The organism is Moorena sp. SIO4A5 (assembly GCF_010672005.1).
Lineage (GTDB): Bacteria > Cyanobacteriota > Cyanobacteriia > Cyanobacteriales > Coleofasciculaceae > Moorena.
Genome location: NZ_JAAHHZ010000003.1, coordinates 92910 through 119399, shown reverse-complemented (window position 1 = coordinate 119399; position 26490 = coordinate 92910). Strand labels below are relative to the sequence as shown.

The following is a 26490-nucleotide window of genomic DNA, read 5'->3' as shown; positions in this document are numbered from 1 at the left end:
TTACAGTATTACTATCACATGCGAGTTGCGATCGCTGGAGCCGGACTAGCAGGGCTTTCCTGTGCTAAATATCTAACAGACGCTGGTCACACCCCGATTGTCCTAGAACGCCGAAATGTTTTAGGCGGTAAAGTGGCAGCCTGGAAAGATCAAGATGGAGACTGGTATGAAACTGGTCTCCATATATTTTTTGGTGCCTATCCCAATATGCTGCAGCTAATTAAAGAACTGGGTATTGAAGACCGGCTGCAGTGGAAAGAGCACACCATGATTTTTAATCAGCCAAATCAACCTGGAACTTACTCCCGGTTTGACTTCCCAGATCTACCAGCTCCCCTCAATGGGATTGTGGCAATTCTGCGCAATAACGACATGCTGACCTGGCCCGAGAAGATTAGCTTTGGGATAGGGTTGATTCCGGCCATGCTTCAAGGGCAAAAGTATGTGGAAGCAATGGACAAATACTCCTTCTCCGAATGGCTGAAAAAACAGAACGTACCACCGCGAGTAGAGAAGGAAGTCTTCATCGCCATGTCTAAGGCACTAAACTTTATTGGGCCTGATGAAATTTCGTCCACTGTAATCTTGACTGCTCTTAACCGCTTCCTACAGGAAAAAAACGGTTCCAAGATGGCATTCTTGGATGGTTCTCCCACGGAGCGACTCTGTCAACCATTAGTTGATTATATCACACAGCGGGGTGGAGAAGTACGCTTGAATGCCCCAGTTAAAGAATTTTTACTCAATTCAGACAACACTGTCAGTGGGTTCTTGATCCGGGGATTGAATGGAGCACCCGATCAAGTTCTGACAGCGGATGCTTATGTATCAGCTATGCCGGTAGACCCTTTAAAGCTGATGATACCCAAACCTTGGGGTGACATGGAATTTTTCACACAGCTGGATGGGCTAGAGGGGGTACCGGTAATTAACCTGCAGATGTGGTTTGACCGCAAACTGACGGATATTGACCATCTGTTATTTTCCCGATCACCCCTGCTTAGTGTCTATGCTGACATGAGCAATACCTGCAAAGAGTACGCTAATCCTGACCGCTCAATGTTGGAATTGGTCTTAGCACCTGCGTCATATTGGATTGGCAAATCCGATCTCGAAATTGTGAATGCCACCCTAGCAGAACTGGAGAAACTGTTCCCCAAGCATTTTGGTACTGATAACTCAGCTCAACTGCTAAAATACCACGTGGTTAAGACTCCCCGTTCGGTATATAAGGCAACTCCAGGACGGCAGCAGCACCGTCCCTCCCAAGAAACACCCATTGCCAACTTCTTCCTAAGCGGGGATTACACTATGCAACGATACCTAGCAAGTATGGAAGGAGCCGTACTTTCTGGTAAGCTGACATCGCAGGCAATAAATAACAACAGCACTAGGCTTTCACAAACCAGCGCTCAACCACTAGCCGGCAATCAGAAAGCAGAGATTGACATCCCGTTAGTCTCTTCACCCATGCCAAGGGCGAGTACTGAGGGCTGAAGGATGAAAGTTGAAAGCTTCCAATCTCCAACGTTGCTAAGAATGCTCCAACTGCCCAAATCTCAGCCCATGAGAAACCTGGCCTCCCGGTCAAAATCCTACGAATTATGCCGCCAGATTACGGCGAAGTACTCTAAGACGTTTTATCTTGGCACCCTACTAATGCCAGAAGCCAAACGTCGAGCCATCTGGGCAATATACGTCTGGTGCAGACGAACTGATGAACTAGTTGATGGTCCCCAGGCGGCTTTAACCACCCCTGAAACCCTAGATCAGTGGGAAGAACATCTGGAATCTATATTTGCCGGACATCCCATCGATGACTATGATGTGGCTTTGGTCGATACCCTAGAACGGTTTCCAATAGATATTCAACCCTTTCGGGATATGATTGCAGGTCAGCAGATGGATCTCTACCGTAGTCGCTATGAAACCTTTGATGAACTTAATCTTTACTGTTATCGGGTGGCGGGTACGGTGGGGTTAATGTCTAGTGCTGTGCTGGGGGTTGACAACTCCACTAGTAAAGCACCCTGGGATCAGCAAACAAACTCCTATAATCCGGTGGGAGAAGCGATCGCATTAGGTATTGCCAATCAGCTAACTAACATCCTCCGAGATATTGGAGAGGATGCTAGACGAGGTCGTATTTACATACCCTTAGAAGATTTGCAACGGTTTAATTACACTGAGGATGATTTGTTCAAAGGTGTGGTTGATGACCGTTGGCAGGAACTAATGCGTTTCCAAATTCAACGGGCAAGGGATTACTATACCAAAGCAGAAAGAGGTATTAGAGCCCTAAGCCGTGATGCCCGTTGGCCGGTTTGGTCTGCGTTGATGCTCTATCAGAAAATTCTCAATGTGATTGAACACAACCATTACGATGTATTTAGCCAAAGAGCCTATGTGCCCAAACTCCGTAAGATGTTATCCTTACCGATAGCCTGGCTGAGGGCACAAGTTCTATAGCATGCGCCATGGCAAATCCTTAATGGAAAATCTGTCAAGAAATCCCCATCCTACATATCGATGGGTTTTTTTTTACCGTTGACCAAGGGCAGCAAAAGAGTGGGATACAAAAGGAAAATACTATCAATTCTATTTAATGGTGCTACAAATGCTTGGGATTGGAAAAGGAGAAGGTGGAAGGGGGAACATCAAAGGGTTTGTAACAGTTAAAATAAATGTTAATAAATCTAGCATTATTTACCAAATTGTGTTAGATTTCAAGGATGGCACTCATCCCAATCCGTAAGGCGGTCGAACTTACGGGACTTTCTCCGAACACTTTAAGGAAGTACGCAGATAATGGCACACTCAAATGCGAACGAACCCCTGGGGGAACTAGACTCTTTGACTCAACAGATCTTCTCCGTTTTGGAAAGGCTCCAAAGTCTAACAGATCCCTTTGTCACACAATCTGTTACTGCCGAGTCAGCAGCACAAAACAACGAGACGATCTTGCCCGTCAAGTCGCCTATCTGCACTCCCTCTTCCCTGAAGCAGAAATCATCAAAGATATCGGCTCCGGCCTCAACTACAAAAGGAAGGGGCTTAGAACCATACTGGAGCGAATTGTCTGCGGAGATCAGCTCACGATTGTTGTTACCTGTAGAGACAGACTTACCCGGTTTGGGTTTGAACTCATTGAGTACTTGGTCGGTCTCAACGGTGGAAAAATCTTGGTTCTCGACCAACCTGAAAGCTGTCTTTGATCCGAACTTACCGCAGATATTCTCTGAATCATTCACGTCTTCTCCTGCCGGGTTCACGGACTCAGGAAATACGGTCAAAAAATCAAAGAAGATTCGACTGTTCCTAAATCCTGACCAGCGTACGCTTATTCGCAAGTGGTTCGGAGTGTCCCGTTATGTGTTTAATGAAACCGTCAAAATCCTTCAAGCAGGCGTTGTAAAAGCCAACTGGAAAGCAATTAAGACAGGGATATTAAACGACCTTCCTGATTGGTGCAAGGAAGTACCTTATCAAATAAAATCGATAGCGATTAAGGACGCCTGTACCGCCGTCAGGGAGGCCAAGAAAAAGTACAAAAAGACGTCACAGATTAATCGGGTAAGATTCAGGTCAAGGAAAAATCCTATTCAGTCTTGCTATATTCCTAAATCAGCAGTTTCTGAGACAGGGATATACCAGACAAAGCTGGGTAAATTGACTTATACCGAAAACTTGCCCGTAGACATCTGCGACTGCCGACTAACTAGTAATAATGGCGACTACTATCTAGTAGTCCCTCACCAGGTAGCTATATCATGTACCGAAAACCAAGGTAGAGTGGTGGCTTTAGACCCTGGAGTTAGAACTTTCGTCACTTTTTTTAGTGAGGCATCTGTAGGGAAGATTGGGCACGGAGATTTTTATCGAATTCAACGTTTGTGCCAGCATTTAGATAATTTGCTGTCTAAAATCAGCAAAGCTAAGCGTGAACAAAAGCGTCGGATGATAAAAGCCTCTAGGCGAATGGTTGTCAAAATTCAGAATCTGATCAATGAACTTCATCATAAGACAGCTAGGTTTCTGGTTGATAATTTTGATGTGATTCTACTTCCCACCTTTGAAACATCTCAAATGTCGAAGAAAGGAAACAGAAAAATCCGATATAAAACCGTTCGGAATCTGCTCACCTTTGCTCATTACCGCTTCAAGGAATTCCTGAAGCATAAAGCTCAGGAAACTGGGAAGGTAGTGGTAGATGTCTGCGAGGCTTACACCAGTAAAACTGTTAGTTGGACAGGTGAACTGGTAAGTATAAATGGAAGTAAGACTATTAAGTCAAAGGTTGATGGGCTTTGTCATGGATAGAGACATCAACGGCGCTCGTGGTATATTTCTGCGGGCTTTGGGAGATACCCCCTGGCTGCGAAAGCAGCTTGCATTAGTGAGCCAGAATCCGCCTTTGGTAGATTATGGTAGCTAAAAAGTATCGGCAAGGGGTAAAGGAAGATATTTATTACCCTTTAAGATTTACTGAAACTCTTCCTATTGGCAGCAAACATTTATAGAGGTTTCTAATTAGCGCGGGTTACAAAGCGCGATAAGTTTCTTCACAAGGGATGTACTTCAGCCGTTGAAGTGCTATATACAATTTCTGAACTATGGTCGATTACACGAGCTTAAAACTGAAGGCTGAGGATGGATAAAGGTATCGATACGTCGTATAATCAGCAAGTCCAACCACTTTTGTCATATAGTAAGGAGATGTTCATGTTTGAACTGGATGTTGTTTATTTGGAATCCGAATACGCCCACAAGAGTCCTCAGGAAATCCTGAAACTGGCTCTTGACAAATTTGACAACATCGCGATCTCTTTCAGTGGTGCGGAGGATGTAGTTCTTGTGGATATGGCATCCAAGATTAAGCCAGATGTGAACGTGTTCTCCCTCGACACGGGTCGCTTGCACTCCGAGACTTACCAACTACTTGAGAAGGTAAGACAGCACTATGGAATTCCACTGGAGGTGATTTTCCCGGAAACGGATGCAGTGGAAGCACTGGTTAAACAAAAGGGGTTGTTCAGTTTCTACCAGGATGGTCACAAAGAGTGCTGTGGTATTCGCAAAGTGGCTCCCTTGCGTCGCCAACTGGCTAAGCTAGATGCTTGGATTACGGGTCAGCGAAAGGATCAGAGTCCTAGTACTCGCGCTAATATCCCTGTTGTCCAGGTAGACAAGGCGTTCTCGACCCAAGAACGAACCCTGATTAAATTTAACCCCCTAGCTAACTGGAGTTCTGAACAGGTGTGGAAATACATCCGCACTAATGATGTGCCTTACAATCAATTGCACGCTAAAGGTTTCGTTAGCATTGGCTGCGAACCCTGTACTCGCCCAACTCTCCCCAATCAGCATGAACGGGAAGGTCGCTGGTGGTGGGAAGGGCAGAAAGAAAAAGAGTGTGGCTTACACAACACTACAGAACAGGGAATGACGAAGAAGGAACACCAAACAGTAAGGGTTTGAGCAACCCTCACTGAAATAAACAGACTAGGTAAAAAAATTCAGTTCAGGTACTTAAGCGTTGCGGCACAATCAAGCTTGTTGCGGTTGAAATCCTAATTTTTAGGTAGAAGTGGGGAGTGGGTTGTGATAATTTCTTTATTACGCTTTTGAAAAATAACTCAGTATTAAATAATACAGAATGAAAATCACGTTAGTTAAAAAAATCAACAAGGACGGTAATTTCTGTCGCAAGTGCGTCAATGTGGTAGAAAAACTTGAAAAAAAAGGACTGATGGGTCGAATAGACCAGATTGTGGTTGCTGATGAGCGTCAGCCATCTAGCGAAGGACTAAATTTAGCTGTAAAGCACGGGGTAGAAGCAGCCCCTTTCTTCATTGTTGATCATGAGGACGGATCGACCCAAGTCTATAGCACTTATGTTCGTTTCTTCAAGGAAATCCTGAATCAGAAGACTTCTGAAAGGGAAGAGGTATCGGAGATCATGGATCGATACCCTGAACTAGATTTCATCTAAAAAACTGATTGCTGTAATTGTGACACTGGGGTGATCAGGTGATGTTAGCGTAGCTCGACGAAGTCCGGTGATGGAAATATATCGGTTCTCGATTGGTTCTCGGTTAATTCCCAAAGCGGGATACTATAGTCGCAGCTCGCTGACAATTCAACCAAAAAAGACCATTTAAACAAACAACTAGGAGTTGATGATGAAAAAAGTTGTAGTTTTAGGCGGTGACGGATTTTGTGGTTGGCCCACAGCTCTCCATCTATCTGATAGTGGTCATGACATTGTAATTGTTGATAACTTGTCACGACGCAACATTGATAATGAGTTGGAAGTGAGTTCCTTAACACCTTACCAGCCGATGTCCACTCGTCTGAAGACATGGCGTGAGGTTTCTGGCAAACAAATCCAGTTCTATAACTTCAATGTAGCGAAAGACTATGATCGCTTACTGAATCTATTCCTAACCTATCAACCGGATGTGGTGATTCATTTTGCGGAACAGCGGGCTGCACCTTATTCGATGAAGTCATCTAGCCATAAGCGCTACACGGTAGATAATAACTTGAATGCGACTAATAATCTGCTAGCTGCGATTGTGGAATCGGGTTTGGATATACATGTGGTTCATTTAGGAACCATGGGAGTCTATGGTTATGGTACTGCTGGGATGAAGATTCCGGAAGGGTATTTAGATATCCAGGTGACTACGGATGAGGGGAAAATGGTACAGCAGCAAATCTTGTACCCAGCCAATCCGGGCAGTATCTATCACATGACCAAAACTCAGGATCAGCTGTTTTTCTATTACTACAACAAGAATGATCGGGTGCGGATCACTGACCTGCATCAGGGGATTGTTTGGGGAACTCAGACCAAGCAGACAAAGCTGGATGAACGGTTAATTAATCGCTTTGATTATGATGGAGACTATGGTACAGTTCTAAATCGGTTCCTGATGCAGTCAGCAATTGGTCATCCGTTGACGGTACATGGCACAGGGGGTCAAACCAGGGCATTTATCCATATTCAAGATACGGTGCGGTGTATAGAGTTAGCGATCGCAAATCCTCCGGCTTCTGGGGACAGGGTGAAAATCTTGAATCAGATGACCGAAACCCATCGGGTGCGGGATTTGGCCCAGATTGTGTCTGATATCACTGGAGCGGAAATTGCCTATCTAGAGAACCCTAGAAACGAATCAGCAGAAAATGAACTGGCTGTGGAGAATAAATGTTTCTTGGAAATGGGTCTGAAACCAACCACCTTGGTTAAAGGTCTGATGCAAGAGGTAATCGAGATTGCTGCTAAATATGTCGATCGTTGCGATCGCTCGAAGATTATCTGTACATCACTGTGGCGGCAGAAGGGCAATGGGGTGAGTATGGCTGACGAAACTTCTGCTCAAACCACATCCGACAAAACGGCGGTGGGTGTAGGTGCCAGTTAAAAATTAGGTAGCGCGCAGGTGGGAGCATATTTTACCTTGAGCGGTCAGCTTTTTATGGTCAGTCTGGTTCTGTTGGCCTTGCAACTAATAGCTGATCACAAGGACAGCATGGGCGTAGCACCATTACTGACTGCTCAAAGTATCTGAAACTCTGGCAATCTTAATAAGTTCATCAGTAGTGAAACTTCTTGCTACCCTAAAACTAGTTGATCCGATTGTCTGTTATGTATCAAACTGACCCCCCTCGTCCGGCCAAGGAAACCCTACCGACGATGTATGATCTCCCTAGTGAAGATCCAGAGGAACCAGGTTTGCCAGACGAGTTTCATGATTTTCAACCTCAGCTATTACGGGAGACATTCTCTCCACCGAGTTACCCAAGGGATCAGATCTTTGTGGGGACTGACTTGAATCTGTACTATGATGTTCGTCATCCTCAATGGTACAAACGACCGGACTGGTTTGGGGTAGTTGGGGTGTCTCGGTTTTATGAACAGCGAGACTTACGATTGAGTTATGTGATGTGGCAGGAAGGGGTCAGTCCATTTATCGTAGTGGAGTTGCTCTCTCCAACGACGGAATCAGAAGATTTAGGGCAAACCCTACGGGATATCGATCAACCGCCGACTAAGTGGGAGGTTTATGAACGTATCCTTCGTATTCCTTATTATCTGGTGTTTAGCCGATATACCAATGAGTTAAGAATTTTTGAGTTGAAAGGGTTAAACTATCAACAGGTAAGCTTGGACACCGACAGATTCTGGCTGCCAGAATTAGGGCTGGGCCTAGGAGTATGGTCTGGGTCATACCAAGAGGTGAATGGAGGATGGTTACGCTGGTATGATGAATTAGGGAACTGGATTCCCACAGGCTCTGAACAGGCTCAACAGACTCAGCACCAGTTGCGGCAGACTCAGCACCAGTTGCAGCAGACTCAGCAGCAATTGCAGGAGGCTGAACAAGAAGCTCAACTCGAACGCCAGGAAAAGGAATTGGCTCAACAGCAGGCAGCGAGATTAGCAGAACGTCTGCGACAGCTGGGGATTGACCCAGGAGAGGTGTAAAAGGTGCCGTTGGCAGCAGAATAGAAAAGGCGATGCTCGGTACGATCCGCTACGCGAACGCATATAGCAATACCCGTCTCATACCAAATCCTGTTCCCAAACCCCCCTTATCTGCATAGCCATAGATTCGTGGCATACAAAGATTTGGTCGATTTTTATAAAAGGGTTTTGACAAACGGATTTGATATAAGTCCACTTATACGCTTAGTTCAGTTCTGGAGTATTTAGTTTGATTATTCTAATTATACGTCCAGGGTTGTTTTTTATCCATTTGCTCTCGCAACGCCCTATAGCGACGTAAGGAGTTTAGCGGTGGGAGGATGTCAATCATGGTTTACCACTGCCTCACCAATATTGTTTGTTAGAAAGCTAGCTTTTTTTTATAGAATGATTATAATTGTCATAAAGTATCTATTCGAGATTGTCTGCTGGTGAACAAAACTAACGATCGTTTTGAAGTTGTAATTGTGGGGGCTGGGGCTGCTGGAATTGGCTGTGGAGTAGTCTTAAAAGATTTAGGAATTGAAAACTTTGTCATTTTAGAACGACATCAAGTAGGGGCTTCTTTTAGGCGTTGGCCTGAAGAAATGCGATTCATTACGCCGTCGTTTCCCAGTCATGGTTTTGGATTGCTGGATCTCAACGCAGTAGTTTTAAATACTTCTCCTGCCCTCAGTTTCAGAAAGGAACATCTTTCGGGGAAAGAATATGCCCTATATTTGGAGACTGTAGCAGAGCATTTTCAACTACCTATAAAAACCGAGACAAATGTGAAAACTATTGCAGCTTTACCTCAAGGCAAAGGCTTTGTCTTGGAAACTTCTAAAGGCGAGTTGCGTTCACGCAGTGCCTCAGCTTCGCTGAGATCGCAGTTTGTGATTTGGGCAGCAGGAGAGTTTCAATATCCCAATCTTAATCCGTTTCCAGGAGCAGAATTCTGCATTCATAATTCCCAAATACGTTCTTGGACAGAGCTTAAGGGGAAAGAATTTGTAGTTGTGGGAGGCTATGAAAGCGGTGTAGATGCAGCGTCAAATTTGGCAGCATTAGGGAAAAAAGTAAAGTTAATCGATCGCCAGAGTAGCTGGTCAAACTTAGACTCAGATCCTAGTGTTTCTCTGTCTCCTTATAGTCTAAAACGTTTAGAAAGAGCTTATTCTATGGGTCGGGTCGAACTAATTGGAGAACAGAACATTGAAGCAGTCAAAGCAGTAAAAAAAGGATATGTGGTGGAGAGCGAGTACGAACAGTGGTTTAGTTCCACACCGCCAATTCTCTGTACGGGATTTAACAGCAGTTTAAAACAAATCGCACCTCTATTTGACTGGTCAAATGGCTATGCAGCCCTGACTGAAGAAGATGAGTCTACCCTAACTCCAGGATTATTTGTCGTCGGTCCTTCAGTGCGTCACGGCAATCTAATTTTTTGTTTCATTTATAAATTTCGGCAGCGATTTGCTGTAGTCGGTAATGCGATCGCTCAACGTCTGGGAATCGATACAACGACCTTGGAAGCCTATCGCCGAGAAGGTTTGTTTCTAGATGACCTTTCTTGCTGTAATAACGATTGTGTTTGTTGAAAAGTAAAGTGAATATTTTTACGCCGTCAAAATTAGAGCGCGATTGTATCGTGGTTATTGGTAAAGAGAGTACGGGCAAGTCCCAACTAATTGCGGCTCTTACAGGACAGACTCCCTATAGTGCCAATTTTCGGGGTTCTACAGTGACTTGTGACACTTATCAATCTGAAGCCTATACCTTTATCGATACTCCAGGAATTCTCTATCGTTCCGACAGCGTAACTACTAAGAAAGCTTTAAGAAAGCTAGAAGAAAATGACACCGTGCTACTGATAGTCAAGGCGACCGACGTAGATCGAGATTTAGCCGATATACTGCCTTTAGTAGCAGATAAACGGGGCATTGTGGTGATTACTTTCTGGGATAAGGTATTATCGACGGTTCATACTCAACAAGTGGTTCGGGAATGGAGAGAAACTTCTAACTTGAGCATTGTCACTGTAGATGCTCGCCACCTGACAATAGAACAAAAAGACTATATTTTGGCTTCTCTGCAAGAACCTCATCCTTTTCCCGCGCAATGGATTCCTACAAGGGCTGGCTGGTATATTCAACCCCAACCAACGCTTTTAGAACATCCTCGACTAGGCTGGTTATTGGCGATCGCCCTATTACTTATTCCTGCGATTATTGCTGTCTGGGGTGCTAACTCCTTTGCGACTTTAGCAGATCCTATAGTACAAAGTGCGATCGCTCCTGTTATTAAACCTTTATCCCAACTCCCAATCTGGTTAAGAGAAATACTGATAGGTCAGTATGGACTGATAACTATGAGTCCGTTGCTGTTTATTTGGGCGATGCCCACAGTAATTCTCTATGCCCTATTCTTGGGCGCATATAAAGCTAGTGGGTTAATAGAACGAATTACCATTGCTCTCAATCCTTTACTCCGTCCGTTTGGGTTATCGGGACGGGATTTAGTGCGAGTAATTATGGGTATGGGGTGTAATGTTCCTGCGGTGATTAGCACCCGTGCCTGTTCTAGTTGTTCTAGGGGAACTTGTATTTCCGCGATCGCTTTTGGTTCGGCTTGTTCTTATCAGTTTGGCGCAACTTTAGGGGTCTTTAGTGCTGCTAAGTTACCTTACTTGATAATTCCTTACCTGCTGTATCTAACCGCAACCACCTTGATATATACCTACATCATTTCTTCCCCTACAGCTAAATCGAATCAGAATCCCCTAGTAATCGAAGGAAGAGCATTTTTAGAATTTCCTCATTCGTCAGTAATTTGGCGCGAAGCTAAGTCAACCATTAATCAATTTTTGTTCAATGCAATTCCCATCTTTTTAGTTATTACCGTTATTGCTTCTGTGTTTAATTGGTTAGGAACGATCGCAGCTTTAGCCAATATTATTAACCCTTTGATGGGATGGTTTAATTTACCCCCTGAAGCCTCATTGCCTATTGTTTTAGCTTCTATTCGCAAAGATGGACTGCTATTATTTGCCGAACCAGAAACCTTGGCTATGTTAACTCCATTGCAGGTTTTGACTGGGGTGTATCTAGCAGGAGTATTGCTACCTTGTTTAGTTACTCTGTTAACTATTACGCGAGAACAGTCTCTTCGATTTGCCTTATTGCTGTTAAGTAGACAGGCGATCGCTGCGATCTTTTTTTCTCTATTACTTGCTTGGGGAGGATTATTAATCAAGTAATAAGTAATGGGCGATCGGTAGTTTCGGTACGAAAACGTACGGTAAGACCACTTGAGCTGCTGTAAGAATCCTTTAAACCCTGATTAATACCAAATCCGGATAATATACTCAATACAAAATCAGAATGTCAAATGCCCAAAAAAGCTTATTTAGCTGACCATCTGAGTAATGGTGAACTGAAAAAAAGATACCGATAACAGTCCAACAATTACGAGCACAATTTTCCGATCGCGTAGCGTGGCCTACGGCCTTTGCTCAGATAGAGGTCTGGTTTTTTGATGAACACAGAGTCGGATTAAAGCCAATTATCAGAAAAATCTGGGTTCCTATAGGAGAAAGACCTACAGCAGTAGTACACCATAGTTATGAGTGGAGAGGATGTTTATGGATTTGTTGAACCAAAGTAAGGATTCAGGTAGGGGATTGACTTTGCTTGGGGTGGGGTCGCAAAATTACTAAAAGAATGTGTAGCTTCGGACTTTCCCATAAAATGGCTCAATACGACCAGTTATCATAAGAAGAACTGGTAGAGATTATATTGGAACTTTGGAAGCAGCATCAGCAACAGCAGGCTAAGCGTCAAGAAGCTCACCCTCGAAATCGAACGACTCGTGATCAGCCGAGACCTCGATAGTCAGACTTCATCCAAACCGCCATCAAGTGACTTGCTCAAAAAGTCCGAAAAGAAACCTTCACTCGTCTGCTGAATCCAACACTTCAGCTAAAAGAAAACCTGGAGGACAGCCCGGACACAAAGGAAAGACTCGTAAAGGTTTTGGACGAGTAGACCGCTGTGAAATGCTGCGTCCTTTACAATGCTCTATCTGCGGTGTGGTAAGCATTCAGCCGTCAGCCGTCAGCCGTCAGCCGTCAGCTTATTTTATTCAAAAGCACCTCAAGTAGCGTGGCCATAGGCCAATGGCTGATAGCTCAAAGCTGATAGCTCAAAGCTGATAGCTCAAAGCTGATAGCTCAAAGCTGATAGCTCAAAGCTGATAGCTCAAAGCTAATTGCTGAAAGCTGATTGCTGAAAGCTAATTGCTGAAAGCTAATTGCTAATTGCTGATCTCTCAATGTATAGTGACCATACTATCCGTTGAAAGAAAGAGCATTTGAGGCATCTGGCTCAGAAGCTGCCGAGATAGTAGCAGCATTTTGTTCCGCCTCCAGTTTCGGCTTCAAGTACAAATTTTCTAGTACCAGAGCTGCACCAGCTACCCAAGGCGGAACAATCAAAGCACCAAGAATCCCCAAAACCTTTGCACCACCTAGCACTGCCAACAACTGATATAAAGGGTGAACTCTCACAGAAGACCCCACCAGTAGGGGGTCAAGAATGTAGGTTTCCAGATTCTGAATAATCACAAATAGCAGCAATACCCACAAGAAAGTCCATCCCCCTTGAGCAATTGCCACAATCAATGCTGGAATTGCTCCCAAGACCGGACCAAAGAAGGGAATCAAATTGGTCACCCCAGCAATCACACCCAAACCCAAGGCAAACTCTGATAGTCCCAAAAATTTTAAACCAACAGTAATCGCCATGCCTAAAATTCCTGAAACCACCACTCGCCCCTGAATGTAACCCCCCATCCGTTGGCTGACTGGCTTGACCTGGGCTGCCAATTTTTCATCCCAGGGTTTAGGAAACAAACTTACCCCCCCTTTAATCAATTGTTCAGACCCAGCTAACATATAACCAGACAGCAGTGTTGCCAGAATTACGGTAAACACTCCAGCAATAAGATTCCGTGTCAATCCATAGGACTGCACTAGCAACTGCTGAGAGGAACGAATCACCCAAGAGGTAACGGTGCCAGCATCAAACATTTTACTCAGAGCTAGTTCAGTCATCCCTAGGCGAATCGCTAAAGCATCTAACAAAGAGGTTAAAACCTCCAAATACGTTGGCAGTTTCCGAAATAAACGCTGAATTTGCTGAGCTACTGTTGGTCCAATCACTAAGCCGATCCCTGTCAAACCAGCGATTAAGCCTAAATAAACCAGAATAACCGCTAGCCAGCGGGGAATCCTTAACTTTTCAGCACTATCAATTATTGGTGCTAGAGTAGATGCGAGCACTACTGCAATCATCAGTACTACTAGCAAAGCTCTCAGTTGCCATAGCAGGACGATTGTCAAGCCAGTAGCAACAATAAGCAGTAAGTTAGCTAAGGAGATTTTAAGGCGTAGCATAGACTTCCATTTGCATGTTGAGTGCCTGCAAATAGTCTACAGAGAAAACAGCTGAATTAGTTGAAGGTTGCAGGTACGGTTGAGGGTTAGATGGTTTAAGGTTAGACGGTTGAAGGTTAGACGGTTGAAGGTTAGACGGTTGAGGGTTAGATGGTTGAAGGTTAGACGGTTGAGGGTTAGATGGTTAGATGGTATTGAGTAAGGGCTAGTTTAGTTTCAACTATCGTCCTAAAATCGAGCTATGGAAGACCACCAATAACCAATAACTAACCCTAAACCGGACGCCAAAGGCGAACAACCTTGGCCAATAGGCCACCCTACGCGAACAACCCCATAACCTTCAACCCCATAACCTTCAACCCCATAACCTTCAACCTTCAACCTTCAACCTTCAACCTTCAACCTTCAACCTTGATCAATCCAACTCTTCTTCACCCACATCATCAAGGGCTGGAGGAGCATCACCGGGTGTTCGCAACATTTCCACCATCTCCTGAATTTCTGCTGGAGGTGGGGGTGTCAGGCGAGAAACCACTACAGTCACGATGAAATTAAGCACCATCCCTACGGTACCAATCCCCTCAGGGGAAATACCGAAAAACCAGGGTGTCATACTATAGAACTTCACCCCAATGATGTAAACGGTGGTAAAAATTAACCCTACCACCATGCCAGCAATTGCCCCTTCTCGGTTGGTTCGCTTATCAAATACCCCTAACAGAATCACTGGGAAAAAGCTGGCAGCGGCTAAACCAAAGGCAAAGGCTACTACTTGGGCTACAAATCCAGGGGGATTGATACCAAAGTAACCGGCAATGGCAATGGCAGCAATTACCATAATTCGACCTACCATCAATCGTTGAGACTCTGACGCCCTAGGATTAATGATGCGGTAGTAGACATCGTGGGCGATTGAGCTAGAAATCACTAGCAGTAATCCTGATGCAGTGGATAGAGCGGCGGCTAGTCCTCCTGCTGCTACTAGGGCAATCACCCAGGGAGCAAGTTTGGCTACCTCTGGTGTGGAGAGTACGATGATATCTCGGTCAATCTTTATTTCATTGGTGTCTTTGTCCGGTTTGAGCTCAATCTTGCCATTGCCGTTTTTATCGTCAAACGCCAATAAACCAGTATTTTCCCATTTCGTTGCCCAGTCGAGCTGACGCACTTCCTCAATGGTATGGTTATGGAGGCTATCAATTAGGTTATAGCGGGCAAAGGCAGCAACGGCGGGAGCTGTGGTGTAGAGTATGGCAATGAATAATAGCGCCCAGCCAGCGGAATAACGAGCAGCTCTAGCATTGCGTACGGTGTAAAAGCGTACAATCACATGGGGAAGTCCAGCAGTACCGACCATCAAGGCGATGGTGATAAATAAGACATCCACCATGGACTTGTTGGCAAAGGGTTTAGTGTATTCCTGGAAACCCAGATCTACCTGAATTTGATTGAGTTTGGGGATAATGTCACTGAAGGTGAATCCTAGCTGGGGAATCGGGTTGTCGGTCAGTAGAGTTGCGATCGCAATCGCTGGAATCAGGTAAGCCACAATCAACACGCCATACTGGGTGACTTGAGTCCAGGTAATTCCTTTCATCCCCCCCAGGACGGCAAAAAATGCCACAATTACCATGCCAATCACTACACCCTGAACGATATCCACTTGCAGAAAGCGACTAAATACAATACCTACCCCTCGCATCTGTCCTGCGACATAGGTTAAGGAGACAAAAATAGCAGCAACTACTGCTACCAACCGAGCAATATTCGAGTAATAGCGGTCTCCCACAAAGTCGGGTACTGTGTATTTTCCAAACTTCCGCAGGTAAGGGGCTAACAATAGCGCTAGTAGCACATATCCCCCTGTCCAACCCATTAGGTAAATTGAGCCATCATATCCTAAGAAAGAGATTAGCCCTGCCATAGAGATAAAGGAAGCAGCAGACATCCAATCCGCCGCTGTAGCAGCACCATTAGCAACAGCGGGAACACCTTGATCTGCTACGAAAAACCCTTTACTATCGCGCACCCGAGAGCGCCAACCAATGTAAAGGTAGAGAATAAACGAAATAATGACCAATACACTGGTCCAAGCTTCAACTGTCATAGATATTTCTTTGTCTAAATAATTGCTATAGCGCTGCGCGCAGGGAATCGGGAATCGGGAATCGGGAATCGGGAATCGGGAAAAAATCCTATGTACATCATTACTATGAGAAACCCCATATAGGGATTGTTAGTAATTAAAAAACGGTATTTTTTTTTTATACTATAGAATTACCCTATGACAATTACTGAATTTTCAGTGCTAATTGCTAACTATAAACAACTATAATTGATCTTATACCTTAGAGGATATCTGAAAAGTTTTTTATACTGAATTTTGCCCCCCTAACCCCCCAACTTTGGGGGAAGAGTCAATTTGCTTGTAAAAGTCCCCCAGAATTGGGGGACCCACGGGGGCTTGGATGTAGCAAATGAGACTTCTCAGACAACCTCTTAGTTAAGCAAAGCCATTTATTTCCCAATTTAGTTGCCAATAGTAAACATTACTTTTTGTATTTACGGTCAATTTTATCCATCTGTATAGCGTAGATAAAAATTAGGACGACAAAGGTAAAAATACTACCTTGTTGTGCCATCCAGAAGCCTAGGGGAATATTCCCTACACTGACATTGTTTAGTAATGTTACTAGCAGAATGCTGCATAAAACGGATACGAATGCCCAAACAATTAGGAGATTCCGAATTAATGCAATGTTGGCACGCCAGTATGCCTGACGCTTGTTCTGGTTCATAGTTTTATTAGTAATGCACTAAATGTACGATTTGCGTTTGACTAGTTTCTGGATATAGAGCAACCACCAATAATTGCCCGTCAGCTATCAGCTATCAGCTATCAGCTATCAGCTATCAGCTATCAGCTATCAACTTACACGTTAGTTCCCTCGCCTGAGCGAGGAATTCATAGTCTTTGGCTTTGAGTCCGTTGAAGTCGTCAGCTAGATAGTTTGTTTTAAGCTGACGGCTGACGGCTGACGGCTGTTAGCGCAGCGTGCGCGTAGCCCATATGCTTACAATTGCCTTAACATGGCGTATCGGTATTTCAAAATGTGCTAATATATACAGAAAATTTGCGAGAGCTTAGGGATAGGCTACACCAAAGGTGAACAAAAACCGTCTTTTCGGGGTTTTCTTAATAAAACTAAACAATTATGGGGATTTACTGGTGTCTTTAGGGCATGGCATTGGGCGATAGGCACCAGCATAGGCTAATCACATCTGTGCAATTTGCCACTGCCCCAGACCGCTTTTCCCGTTGTTTAAAGAAATATTAAATGAATTGTGAATATTATTTCGTCAAGAAATGTAAAGCTTAGAGCCAGATTATGTTAAGTTTCGATAAAATAAATCGTAAGTTGATCAGCAAAAGCGATCGCTAAAATTCAACCTCCCCATCTCCCCATCTCCCCATCTCCCCATCTCCCCACCCTCCCTGTAATTATAGGTATTCAACCTGAATTGATATAAGAGTATCCCTATTGATGGATACTACCATCGGGCATGATGGTATTGCTTAAGTTCGCCCCCTTGAGGTTGGCACGGTAAACTTTGTTGGGAGAACCCCAATCAGTAAGCTCCAAGGTATAGTCTAGTTGTGCTCCCTTGAGGCTAGCGTCGGAGAGGTTGGCATCGGAGAGGTCAATTCCCCTCAAGTCAGCCTGTTCAAGATTCGCTCCCATCAAGTTAGCCCCCCTGAGATTGGCACTTATTAAATAGTGATCGATTGGCAATGAAGCACTTGTATTCAGATAAGCCAGATTTGCTTCTTGGAGATTCGCTTTCTCTAGGTTAACTCCACTAAGATTAATCCCGACTAGATTGGCTTTTGATAAATTAGCTTCCCTGAGGTTAGCTCTTTCGAGCTTAATTGTTTTGGCGGAAAGATGTGATAAGTTTGCTTCTTGCAGATTAGCTTGTTCTAAGTTAGCTTCTGTTAGGTTGCTCCAAAAAAGGTCAGCTTTTTTCAGGTTAGCTCTACGGAGATTAGCCCCACTGAGATTAGCTTTTTTCAGGTTAGCATTTTCTAGGTTAGCCCCTTCTAAGTTGACCCCTACCAAATTCGCTTTTTCTAGATTAGCTCCCGCTAAGTTAGCCCCTTCTAAATTAGCCTTTTCCAGATTCGCTCCTTTTAAATCCTCTCTGGAAAGTTCTAGCCCTGCTAAATTACAGTTTTGACAATTTTTTGTTTCCCGTAACTGGTCGAGAGGATTGTCTCGATTCATAATCAGCCAAGTAATTCCCAAAAGGGCAACCAATCCCAAGGAAATTCCCAAGATAAACGATTGTCTAAGTTTCATTGATGTGAGCTATGGTAGTTTTGGCGTTGCTGAATAATGGAATGATTTTAAGGGTTTTGTAGAATGGGCATCTTGCCCGTTCGAGATCTGGTCGGGCGGGCAGGATGCCCACTCTACTCCGATTCATTCAAAAATTCAGCAACGCCGTAGTTTTTGCTATCTCTGTTTTATCAAACTTGCTTTAAACCTTGATTTTTGCTGCTGAAAAGGCCGACTATTGACTATAGTTTAGGACTTACGAAGTTGAGTTAGTTTTGCCCCCCTAACCCCCCCAAAATTGGGGGTAATGATGTCAAAGTACCCCAGAAGTGGGTGATTTAGGGGGCTTTGCGTCAGTCCTGTTGTTGTTTTTGTATAATCCATGGCAGACTATAAGCAAGCACTGGTTAAAGACGGTAAGAATCCAGAAGGTCTAATTGTCTTTCCAGCTTTCATTACCCAGAAGGAAATGGATGCCCTTAAAGACTTTAGAGTGGGGGATCGGGATACCTTTGTTGTCGCCTATCCTAAATCTGGGACAACGTGGATGGAGCAGATTGTTCACTTGCTTGCTAACAATGGAGAGCAAGGGGACAAAGTATTGAGTGAAGCAGTGCCTTGGTTAGAAGGTGCAGCAACTCGTTATGGAGGTTTAGAGAATCTGATTAAAACTCCTAGCGATCGCCGTTACTTTCACACTCATTTACCCTTGTCTTTGATGCCAATGTTTGGGGAAACTAAAGCAAAGTATATTTATGTTGCTCGCAATCCTAAGGATAATGCTGTATCCTATTATTATCATGCATTGAGCAAAATGGGATACGAGGGGAGTTGGAGCGAATTTATTCAGTTATATACTGAAGGCAAGGTCGCCTATGGCTCAATATTTGATCATGTATTCGACTGGTGGAAAGCGAGCCAACATTCAGATAATGTCATGTTTGTTAAGTACGAAGACATGAAAAAGAATTTAGCTCAAGTCGTTACGGATGTTGCTAGCTTTATCGATATTCCTTTAACCTCAGATTTACTCGATACTGTGGTTGCTGCTAGTGACTTTTCGGCAATGGCAATCAATCCCAAAGCTAATCTGGATTGGGTGCCTCAGCGAGAAGGTATCCCCAAACATATGCGAAAAGGAATTGTAGGAGATTGGAAAAACCACTTTTCTTCAGAAGAGAGTAGTATTTTTGATACTCTATATCAATCCAGAATGGCACATTTTGGTCTGGAATTTGAATTTGAATTTGAAGGGAGTAGGGAGTAGGGAGTAGGGAGTAGGGAATATGGCATCAAAAATTGTCACCATTGATTTAGGATTCCTATAGTAGTTTGCCAGCTTAGCTTTGTTAACATCTCCATCAATTGTGAGTGCTGAGTTTGAGTGCTAAGTCTGGTTGACAGTCAACCTTCAACTTTCAACCTTAAACTTTCAACCTTGGCCTTTGGCCACGCTACGCGAACAACCTTGGCCTATTGGCCACGCTACGCGAACAACCTTGGCCTTTGGCCACGCTACGCGAACAACCTTGGCCTTTGGCCACGCTACGCGAACAACCTTGGCCTTTGGCCACGCTACGCGAACAACCTTCCCTACACCAAGCACCAAGGGCGAACAAGTTGTTACTTTCACAATTCAGCTGCCGTCTTCACAATTCAGCTTTAACTGTCCGGCAAAAGAAGTCCCACATCTCTATGCGCAGGATGAGTGCTTAAAGTTACCGTAAGATAGTGGAGCTTTTATGGTTAGTCGGTTATGGGCAAAAGGGTTAAATCTTTTGTAATAAAGCTCCACTATCTAAGGTTTCGTCTCCAGGGATGAATTTTGCACAGGGTCTCTAGGATCAGGGAAGCGAGCTATCAAACTTCTCAGTAATTCGGATGGAGTCATCCCCCTCCTGTCAGCTTCTTGTTTTAGTTGCTGTTTTTCAAAGCTGGTTAACCTGATCACAAATCTTTGATCTTTCATTTTAGTGTTGACACTTGTTACAACATATGCTATCCTAATAATAGGTCGAAAAACATGATATGGCAACAATGATATCAGCTTATCAGTACCGACTAAGATTAACTAAAAAACAGGAAGCAGAAATCGAAAGGTGGTTAGATATGTTGCGCCACCAGTACAACTATTTACTTGCTGAGAGATTTAGTTGGTACGAGCAGAATCGTTGTTCCATTAACTCTTGTCCTTTGGTATGTCATCTACCAGAATTAAAAAATAATCCCGATTACTTTTCACAGCAAAATTCTCTGCCTCAGTTAAAGAAAGACAGACCCTGGTACAAGGTAGTTCAGTCTCAAGTTTTGCAGAACTGTGTCAAGAGAGTCGATCTAGCTTTTAAGCGTTTCCTGAAGGGCGATAGTAACGGTAAAAAAAGCGGGAGACCTAGATTTAAAGGGAAGAACAGATACAAATCTTTTACGTTTCCCTCTCTTGGCAAAAATCCTATAAGTGGCAATATACTGACTCTTCCAAAATTTGGGAAAGTCAAAATGATTTTCCATAGACCTATCCCAAAAGGTTTTCAAATTAAGACAGCCACCATAACTCGAAAGGCTGACGGGTACTATGTTACGTTATCCATTCAAGATGATTCTGTGCCGGATATTATCCCAGTAGATAGCGTCTCTAGTCCTGTTGGGATAGACATGGGTCTCAAGTCTTTCCTGGTCAAGTCTGATGGTTCAGAGGTACCAATCCCTCAATACTATCGGAAAGCTCAAAAGCGACTAAAAAAGATCCAAAAAGCTGTCAGTAGATCCAAAAAAGGAAGCAACAATCGGAAAAAAGCTGTAAACAAACTAGGTAAAGCTCATAAAAAGGTTGCTGACACTCGAAAAGATTTTCATTTTAAAACTGCTAAAAGCTTACTAGACAACCATGACTTAGTTGCTCATGAAAAGTTGAATATAAAAGGTTTGGCTAAAACTAAAATAGCCAAATCTATTCTTGATGCTGGGTGGGGTCAATTTTTGTCTATCTTGTCAAACAAAGCCGTTCGCGTAGCGTGGCCTACGGCCATAAATGCTGGTTTGATTACAGTTGCAGTGAATCCCCGTAATACTAGTCAAAACTGTTCTAATTGCGGAACGAAAGTACCCAAAAAGTTGAAAGATCGCATTCATTATTGTCCTCACTGTGGGTACACGGAAGACCGAGATGTAAATGCGGCGATCAATATATTGAAATTGGCGGTGGGGCATCCCGTCAGAAGTAAAGCTGTGTGATTCGTTGGCTATAAACCTTATCCACAAAGGATTGGGGAGACTAGCCACAAGGGTTAAAACCTTGATAACTTGATAACCATGTTGGTGAAATACCAACCCTCGTGAAATCCGAGTGACAGCCTTACCCCTATCCACTGAGAAATAACAAGCTCTAGGATAAAGCGGGGTCGAACAGCGAAGCACTGTCAGCCTAAAGACGGTGTTAGTAGCAGGCAAAGAGCTCATGAGTACCAAAAGGAAGATATGCCAAACCATCGTAATTCCGACGTAGCGAAATAAAAGGCTGATACGCTACAGACAAATAGTCAACGGAATAAAACAGGATTATAAGGTTAGCTTTCCTTATAATGATTTCCCTAAATTCCCGGTGGAAAGTATCACTCTAAAAGCTCAACAGAATGGTTGTCAGGAACGAAGTAACCCCCATAGGCACTCTTGAAGAGGTCGGTCTTCAAGTAGGTAGTTAGCCGCAAGTCCTATGAGGGAGAGATTGAGTCAGAAGCCAAAGCCTAGAGTAATGTCTAGGATAAGCCAACAGACTCACGTGATAGGAAAAGGTATAGCTATGAGTAGCAATCAATATGTCTAAAGCTAGGGGGTTCGCCCCACAGTCGGAATGGAATCAGGTCAATTGGCGAAAGCTAGAACGAACTGTGTTTAAGTTGCAAAAACGGATATACCAAGCCTCTCAACGTGGTGATGTTCGAGTGGTAAGAAAGCTGCAAAAGACTCTGATGAAGTCCTGGTCAGGAAAAATGCTAGCGGTAAGGAAGGTAACCCAACAAAACAAAGGCAAAAAGACTGCCGGAATAGATGGGAGAAAAGCTTTGAAAAATAAGCAGCGCCTAATCTTAGTAGCCAGCCTTAAAATTTACAAAAAACCTCAACCAACCCGCCGAGTTTGGATTGACAAGCCCGGTCGAAATGAAAAACGTCCGTTGGGAATACCAACTATATACGACCGAGCACTACAAGCCTTAACCAAACAGGTATTAGAGCCTGAATGGGAAGCACGCTTTGAACCAAACTCATACGGATTCAGGCCAGGAAGGTCATGTCATGATGCCATCGAAGCAATATTCACGGGAATCGCACAGAAACCCAAATGGGTATTAGATGCCGATATCTCCAAATGCTTCGACAAAATCAACCATGAAAAACTTCTCACAAAATTAAATACTTATCCTTCCATGAGGCGATTAATCAAAGGATGGTTGAAAGCCGGAGTAATGGATGAGGGAACATTCTCTCCTACTATAGAGGGTACCCCACAAGGTGGAATAATATCTCCACTTTTGGCGAATATAGCCCTTCACGGAATGGAAGAACGAATTAATAAATACGCCGAAATGTTACCCGGTAGAAAAGCGAGAAACAAACAAGCGTTAAACTTCGTCAGATATGCAGATGATTTCATCATTATGCATAAATCCAAAGAAGTGGTAGAAGAATGCCAGAGAATTATAGAAATATGGTTAAATGACATTGGCCTAGAACTAAAACCAAGTAAAACGAAACTGGTTCACACCACAGAAGGATATGACTTCCTTGGTTTCAATATCAGGCAGTATCCGGTAGGTAAGAACCACTCAAAACAAGGTTTTAAGACCCTCATCAAACCATCCAAGAAGAGAGTAAAGGAGCATTGGGAGCAGCTATCAAAAGTCATAGACAAATACAGAGCCGCTCCCCAAGAAGCCCTCATCAGGCGACTCAGACCCATTAGAAAAGGATGGTGTAATTACAACCGCTCTGTGGTCAGTAAAGAAACCTTCAAAGGGTTAGATAACAAGCTCTGGAACAAACTCCAAAGATGGGGATACAGAAGACATCCAAACAAATCAAGAACCTGGGTAAATAAAAAGTACTGGGGGACTAAGGTTGAAAAACCAAAGAATCCATGGGACGCACCAAAGAAAGATAATTGGGTATTCATGACAAAGGAGGATAATTACCTACCTAAATACGCAAAGACAAAAATCGTCCGACACGTAAAAGTCAAAGAAACCCGAAGTCCCTTCGATGGTGACCTAACGTACTGGAACAACCGAATGGCAAAACACCCTGAAATGACTAGCCAGAAGGGAAAACTTCTGAAAAGACAGAAAGGGAAATGCTCACATTGCGGTCTTACCTTCAAGGAAGGAGATTTAATGGAAACGCATCATATAATACCACGCGCACAAGGTGGAAACGACCAACTCAGAAATCTTGAGCTACTCCACCTACATTGCCACGACGAAAAACATAGAATGAAGGTCAATTTAGATGACAACCCATTCTAATGTAGAGGTACCACTGACAAGAGATTCCGTCGCGAGGAGCCGGATGAGGGGAAACTGCGCGACCTGAACTGGTCAAGTAAAGCGGGGAGCCGACTCCCCAGGGTAATTTACACCACCTACCCTCACGTAAAACAACCTTTTAGGTTGGACTCAATACCTTTTGGTAACAAAAGGGAAATATGCTGTCAGCTGGGGGTCTCTTGGTAAATGTTTGAGAACTTGTAGCTCTACATCCATTGCTGTGTCTACCTTGTACAGTTTGATTTTTTTCTTTCTCTATTCATTATACTCGGAAAGTGACAGAAGAGGAATATTTTAGTTTAAAGAGAACTTCGGATTGACCGTAGGTCACGCTACGCGATCGTAAAATTTAATATCACAGAATAGAAATATGTCTTAACATTTACTTCGAATGGTATAATATAGCAAGATATATGCGTATTGGTTATAGACCAAAAAAGTAACCATGACAGCAAAACCGAAAGCAACACCTTCAACTGACTTACCCAATAACCTCCGCGAACACAATACAGCATCCATCGACCTAGAGATGAATGTAATTGAAGGAGAAATTCCTTCTGATTGTGAGGGACATGCTTTTTGGTTAGTTCCAACACCTCAAAATGGAGCTACTCCTTGGTTTAATGGCTATGGACAGTTGTATCGTTTAGATTTTGAAAGCGGAAGAATCCATCTCAAAAGCGAACAATTTCGCACGCCTTCTGTCATCTGTGATCAAAAAATTAATGAACAGCCCTGGTGGACATACTTCACAAATTTGCGAAAATTACTGTTTGGGAGATTATTTAGATTTCGTAATCTGGGAGGTTTGGCTCGTCTAAGCCCCAGATTAGGCGTACAAAACCAATGTAATACAGCGATTCAAGCTTTCCAAGATCCTGAGAATAACTCTTGGCGTATGTTTGCCACCATTGATTCAGGTCGTCCTTTCGAGTTTGACTTAACCACCCTAAAACCAGTTACACCTGTAGGCGATCGCTCCGAATGGATTCCTTTAGAAATAAATGGCATACCAAGTCTTGGGGATATTAAAATACCCTGGATTTTTCCTATGCATATGACTGCAGCCCATACCGCTTACGATCAGAATACGGGAGAAATATTTATTATTAATTGCCTGTTTGAGAATCCAATCAGTATGGGAGCAATTGATCCAGATACTTATATACATATTTGGAATGGTCAAGGTAAGTTCCAGACAACCCAAATAATTGATGAGCGCACCAATAAGCCAGTTGAAATTAAGCAGTCTACGCACCAGATAGCGATTACCAAAAACTACGTGGTAATTATTGACACGGCTTTTCTCATAGAATATTTAAGAATGTTACTTCCTGAAGTAAAAGCTAAAGCTCAATCAGCTTACAATCAAGTCTGGTTAGTGCCGCGAGCAGAACTTCAGGGCGAGAAAGCTATTGCTAAACACATCACAATCCCTCGCGAATGTGTTCATTTTTATGCTGATTATGAAGATAATGATGGAGAAAAGTTGACCTTGCATCTGGTGTTAGCTTCTGGTCATGATGTTAGCGAGTGGCTACAGAAATCGGATAAAAGATGGCCAACTTTATTTGAGTTTGTTCCATCTGCTTTTTATGGCTATCCTCCTGGTGTATATGATCAGCAGGGTTTTGGTAAATGTGTTGTTAATGCGAAGACAGGCGAACTAAAGAGTGAACAACCTTGCTTATTCGAGGATTTTTGGGGAGTTGCACTCCCTACATATCAAGGAATTCAAGGTACGTCTCCCCCACAGTTTCAGAATATTTGGGTAAACTACGCTGGGTATATTAGTGAAATTACCCCTCGCAGATTGGTTGAGTTATACGCTAATCATCCTTTCCGTAAAGTACCAGTAAACGATTTACCTAATTGGAAACCATCAGGTATTTTGCGATGGTCTCCAGTGGATATGGAAGTTAAAGATTCATGGACTATTGAACGAGGGTATGTAGTTAATACCCCTATTTATGTTCCTAAGCAAGGGCAAACTGACGAACTTGAAGGGTATATCGTGGCGACAGTAACTACTCCTAGTGGGTCTGAATTTTGGATTTGGCAAGCAGGAAATCTTGCGGCAGGACCAATTACCAAATTGGGTCACGAGGACGTTAAATTTGCTTTGTCTCTCCATTCAGCTTGGGTTCCTTCCATCGCCCCACGGGATGCCAAGTATAAAGTGGATCTCCGCCAGGATATGGATATCAACAAGCCTGAGTATTTCTTACCTGACTGGATTAAGGAAATTTTTGAAAACGATATTTATCCCGAATTTGAAGATCACTGACATGCTTCCCCGGTAAATTTAATACTATAGCACTACGCATTCAGATGTTTGACATTCCTAAACTCCGAAAGGTAAGTAATAGCTTACTTTTGACTTCTGACTTCTAACTTCTCACGCTAAGCGTAGCGCTATACCGGGGGCTTCCAATTGATAAAAATAAACCTGATGTCCCCTGCCTTGGAGCAGGGCTTTTTCATTGTCGTTTGAGAATGATGAGGAGCTAGGGAAATAGGGAGATGGGGACAATTAGTCGATCAGCTCACTAGATGTAGAATTACTGAAGCTATTTCAGATTAGCCGATAGTTTTGAATAAATATTTTGATATCAACTAAAACCAGAGCAAATGTATTTTAATAAGGTGCATCTTATTAAAGCTGTTTTACTCGGTGGTGCGTTA

Annotated in this window: 20 protein-coding genes and 2 pseudogenes; 17 read left to right on the top strand and 5 right to left on the bottom strand. The window is 43.4% G+C overall.

Annotated elements, in window-relative coordinates; genetic code table 11:
• Positions 1-18: 18 nt before the first annotated feature.
• The 12 genes and pseudogenes from pds to F6K57_RS02770 all read left to right on the top strand — a co-directional run.
• Positions 19-1497 (top strand): 15-cis-phytoene desaturase, encoded by a 1479-nt coding sequence (gene pds, locus F6K57_RS02825; protein ID WP_293064661.1) that lies wholly within the window; start codon positions 19-21, stop codon positions 1495-1497.
• A gap of 42 nt (positions 1498-1539) precedes the next feature.
• Positions 1540-2469: a 15-cis-phytoene synthase CrtB gene (crtB, locus tag F6K57_RS02820; protein WP_293065031.1), complete on the top strand. Its 930-nt coding sequence runs from the start codon at positions 1540-1542 to the stop codon at positions 2467-2469.
• A 263-nt stretch (positions 2470-2732) separates the two neighbouring features.
• Entirely contained in the window at positions 2733-3215 is a 483-nt protein-coding gene (locus F6K57_RS02815) for an IS607 family transposase (RefSeq protein ID WP_293064658.1), read from the top strand.
• The gene (locus tag F6K57_RS02810) at positions 3172-4320 is read left to right on the top strand and encodes a transposase (RefSeq protein ID WP_293064655.1); all 1149 of its coding nucleotides are present in this window, start codon (positions 3172-3174) and stop codon (positions 4318-4320) included. Before F6K57_RS02815 ends, F6K57_RS02810 begins: the two co-directional genes overlap by 44 nt.
• A gap of 402 nt (positions 4321-4722) precedes the next feature.
• Entirely contained in the window at positions 4723-5478 is a 756-nt protein-coding gene (locus tag F6K57_RS02805; protein WP_364301176.1) for a phosphoadenylyl-sulfate reductase, read from the top strand.
• Positions 5479-5656: 178 nt separating this feature from the next.
• Positions 5657-5992, top strand: coding sequence for a hypothetical protein (locus F6K57_RS02800; RefSeq protein ID WP_287248102.1), 336 nt, complete (start codon positions 5657-5659; stop codon positions 5990-5992).
• Positions 5993-6179: 187 nt separating this feature from the next.
• Positions 6180-7430 (top strand): NAD-dependent epimerase/dehydratase family protein, encoded by a 1251-nt coding sequence (locus F6K57_RS02795; protein WP_293018840.1) that lies wholly within the window; start codon positions 6180-6182, stop codon positions 7428-7430.
• A 224-nt stretch (positions 7431-7654) separates the two neighbouring features.
• Positions 7655-8494 (top strand): Uma2 family endonuclease, encoded by an 840-nt coding sequence (locus F6K57_RS02790; protein ID WP_293064648.1) that lies wholly within the window; start codon positions 7655-7657, stop codon positions 8492-8494.
• 431 nt (positions 8495-8925) lie between these two features.
• Positions 8926-10074, top strand: a complete 1149-nt coding sequence (locus tag F6K57_RS02785; protein WP_293064645.1) for an NAD(P)/FAD-dependent oxidoreductase — start codon at positions 8926-8928, stop codon at positions 10072-10074.
• Between the two features lie 50 nt (positions 10075-10124).
• Positions 10125-11732, top strand: coding sequence for a nucleoside recognition domain-containing protein (locus F6K57_RS02780; protein WP_293064642.1), 1608 nt, complete (start codon positions 10125-10127; stop codon positions 11730-11732).
• Between the two features lie 259 nt (positions 11733-11991).
• Positions 11992-12084, top strand: a pseudogene (locus F6K57_RS02775) (IS630 family transposase); the annotation flags it as partial.
• Positions 12085-12195: 111 nt separating this feature from the next.
• Positions 12196-12542: pseudogene (locus tag F6K57_RS02770) on the top strand (DUF6444 domain-containing protein); the annotation flags it as partial.
• Positions 12543-12821: 279 nt separating this feature from the next.
• Here the strand turns inward: F6K57_RS02770 and F6K57_RS02765 are convergent.
• The 5 genes from F6K57_RS02765 to F6K57_RS02745 form a co-directional block, all read right to left on the bottom strand.
• Entirely contained in the window at positions 12822-13928 is a 1107-nt protein-coding gene (locus F6K57_RS02765; RefSeq protein WP_293018836.1) for an AI-2E family transporter, read from the bottom strand.
• Between the two features lie 415 nt (positions 13929-14343).
• Positions 14344-16035 carry a sodium:solute symporter family protein gene (locus F6K57_RS02760; RefSeq protein ID WP_293064639.1) on the bottom strand — a complete coding sequence of 564 codons (1692 nt, stop codon included), beginning with the start codon at positions 16033-16035 and terminating at the stop codon, positions 14344-14346.
• 442 nt (positions 16036-16477) lie between these two features.
• A complete protein-coding gene (locus tag F6K57_RS02755; RefSeq protein ID WP_293018832.1) occupies positions 16478-16726 on the bottom strand; it encodes a DUF4212 domain-containing protein in 249 nt (82 codons plus the stop codon).
• A 741-nt stretch (positions 16727-17467) separates the two neighbouring features.
• Positions 17468-18289, bottom strand: coding sequence for a pentapeptide repeat-containing protein (locus F6K57_RS02750; RefSeq protein ID WP_293064636.1), 822 nt, complete (start codon positions 18287-18289; stop codon positions 17468-17470).
• Positions 18279-18416, bottom strand: a complete 138-nt coding sequence (locus F6K57_RS02745; protein WP_293018830.1) for a hypothetical protein — start codon at positions 18414-18416, stop codon at positions 18279-18281. Before F6K57_RS02745 ends, F6K57_RS02750 begins: the two co-directional genes overlap by 11 nt.
• 234 nt (positions 18417-18650) lie before the next feature.
• Between F6K57_RS02745 and F6K57_RS02740 the strand changes: the two genes are divergently transcribed.
• From F6K57_RS02740 to F6K57_RS02720, 5 genes are all read left to right on the top strand, one after another.
• A complete protein-coding gene (locus tag F6K57_RS02740; RefSeq protein ID WP_293064632.1) occupies positions 18651-19535 on the top strand; it encodes a sulfotransferase domain-containing protein in 885 nt (294 codons plus the stop codon).
• 117 nt (positions 19536-19652) lie between these two features.
• Positions 19653-19934 carry a hypothetical protein gene (locus tag F6K57_RS02735; protein WP_293064629.1) on the top strand — a complete coding sequence of 94 codons (282 nt, stop codon included), beginning with the start codon at positions 19653-19655 and terminating at the stop codon, positions 19932-19934.
• 371 nt (positions 19935-20305) lie between these two features.
• Positions 20306-21499, top strand: a complete 1194-nt coding sequence (locus F6K57_RS02730; RefSeq protein WP_293064626.1) for a transposase — start codon at positions 20306-20308, stop codon at positions 21497-21499.
• Between the two features lie 581 nt (positions 21500-22080).
• The gene (ltrA, locus tag F6K57_RS02725) at positions 22081-23784 is read left to right on the top strand and encodes a group II intron reverse transcriptase/maturase (RefSeq protein WP_364300965.1); all 1704 of its coding nucleotides are present in this window, start codon (positions 22081-22083) and stop codon (positions 23782-23784) included.
• A gap of 466 nt (positions 23785-24250) precedes the next feature.
• Positions 24251-26092, top strand: coding sequence for a carotenoid oxygenase family protein (locus tag F6K57_RS02720; RefSeq protein WP_293064624.1), 1842 nt, complete (start codon positions 24251-24253; stop codon positions 26090-26092).
• Positions 26093-26490 lie beyond the last annotated feature (398 nt).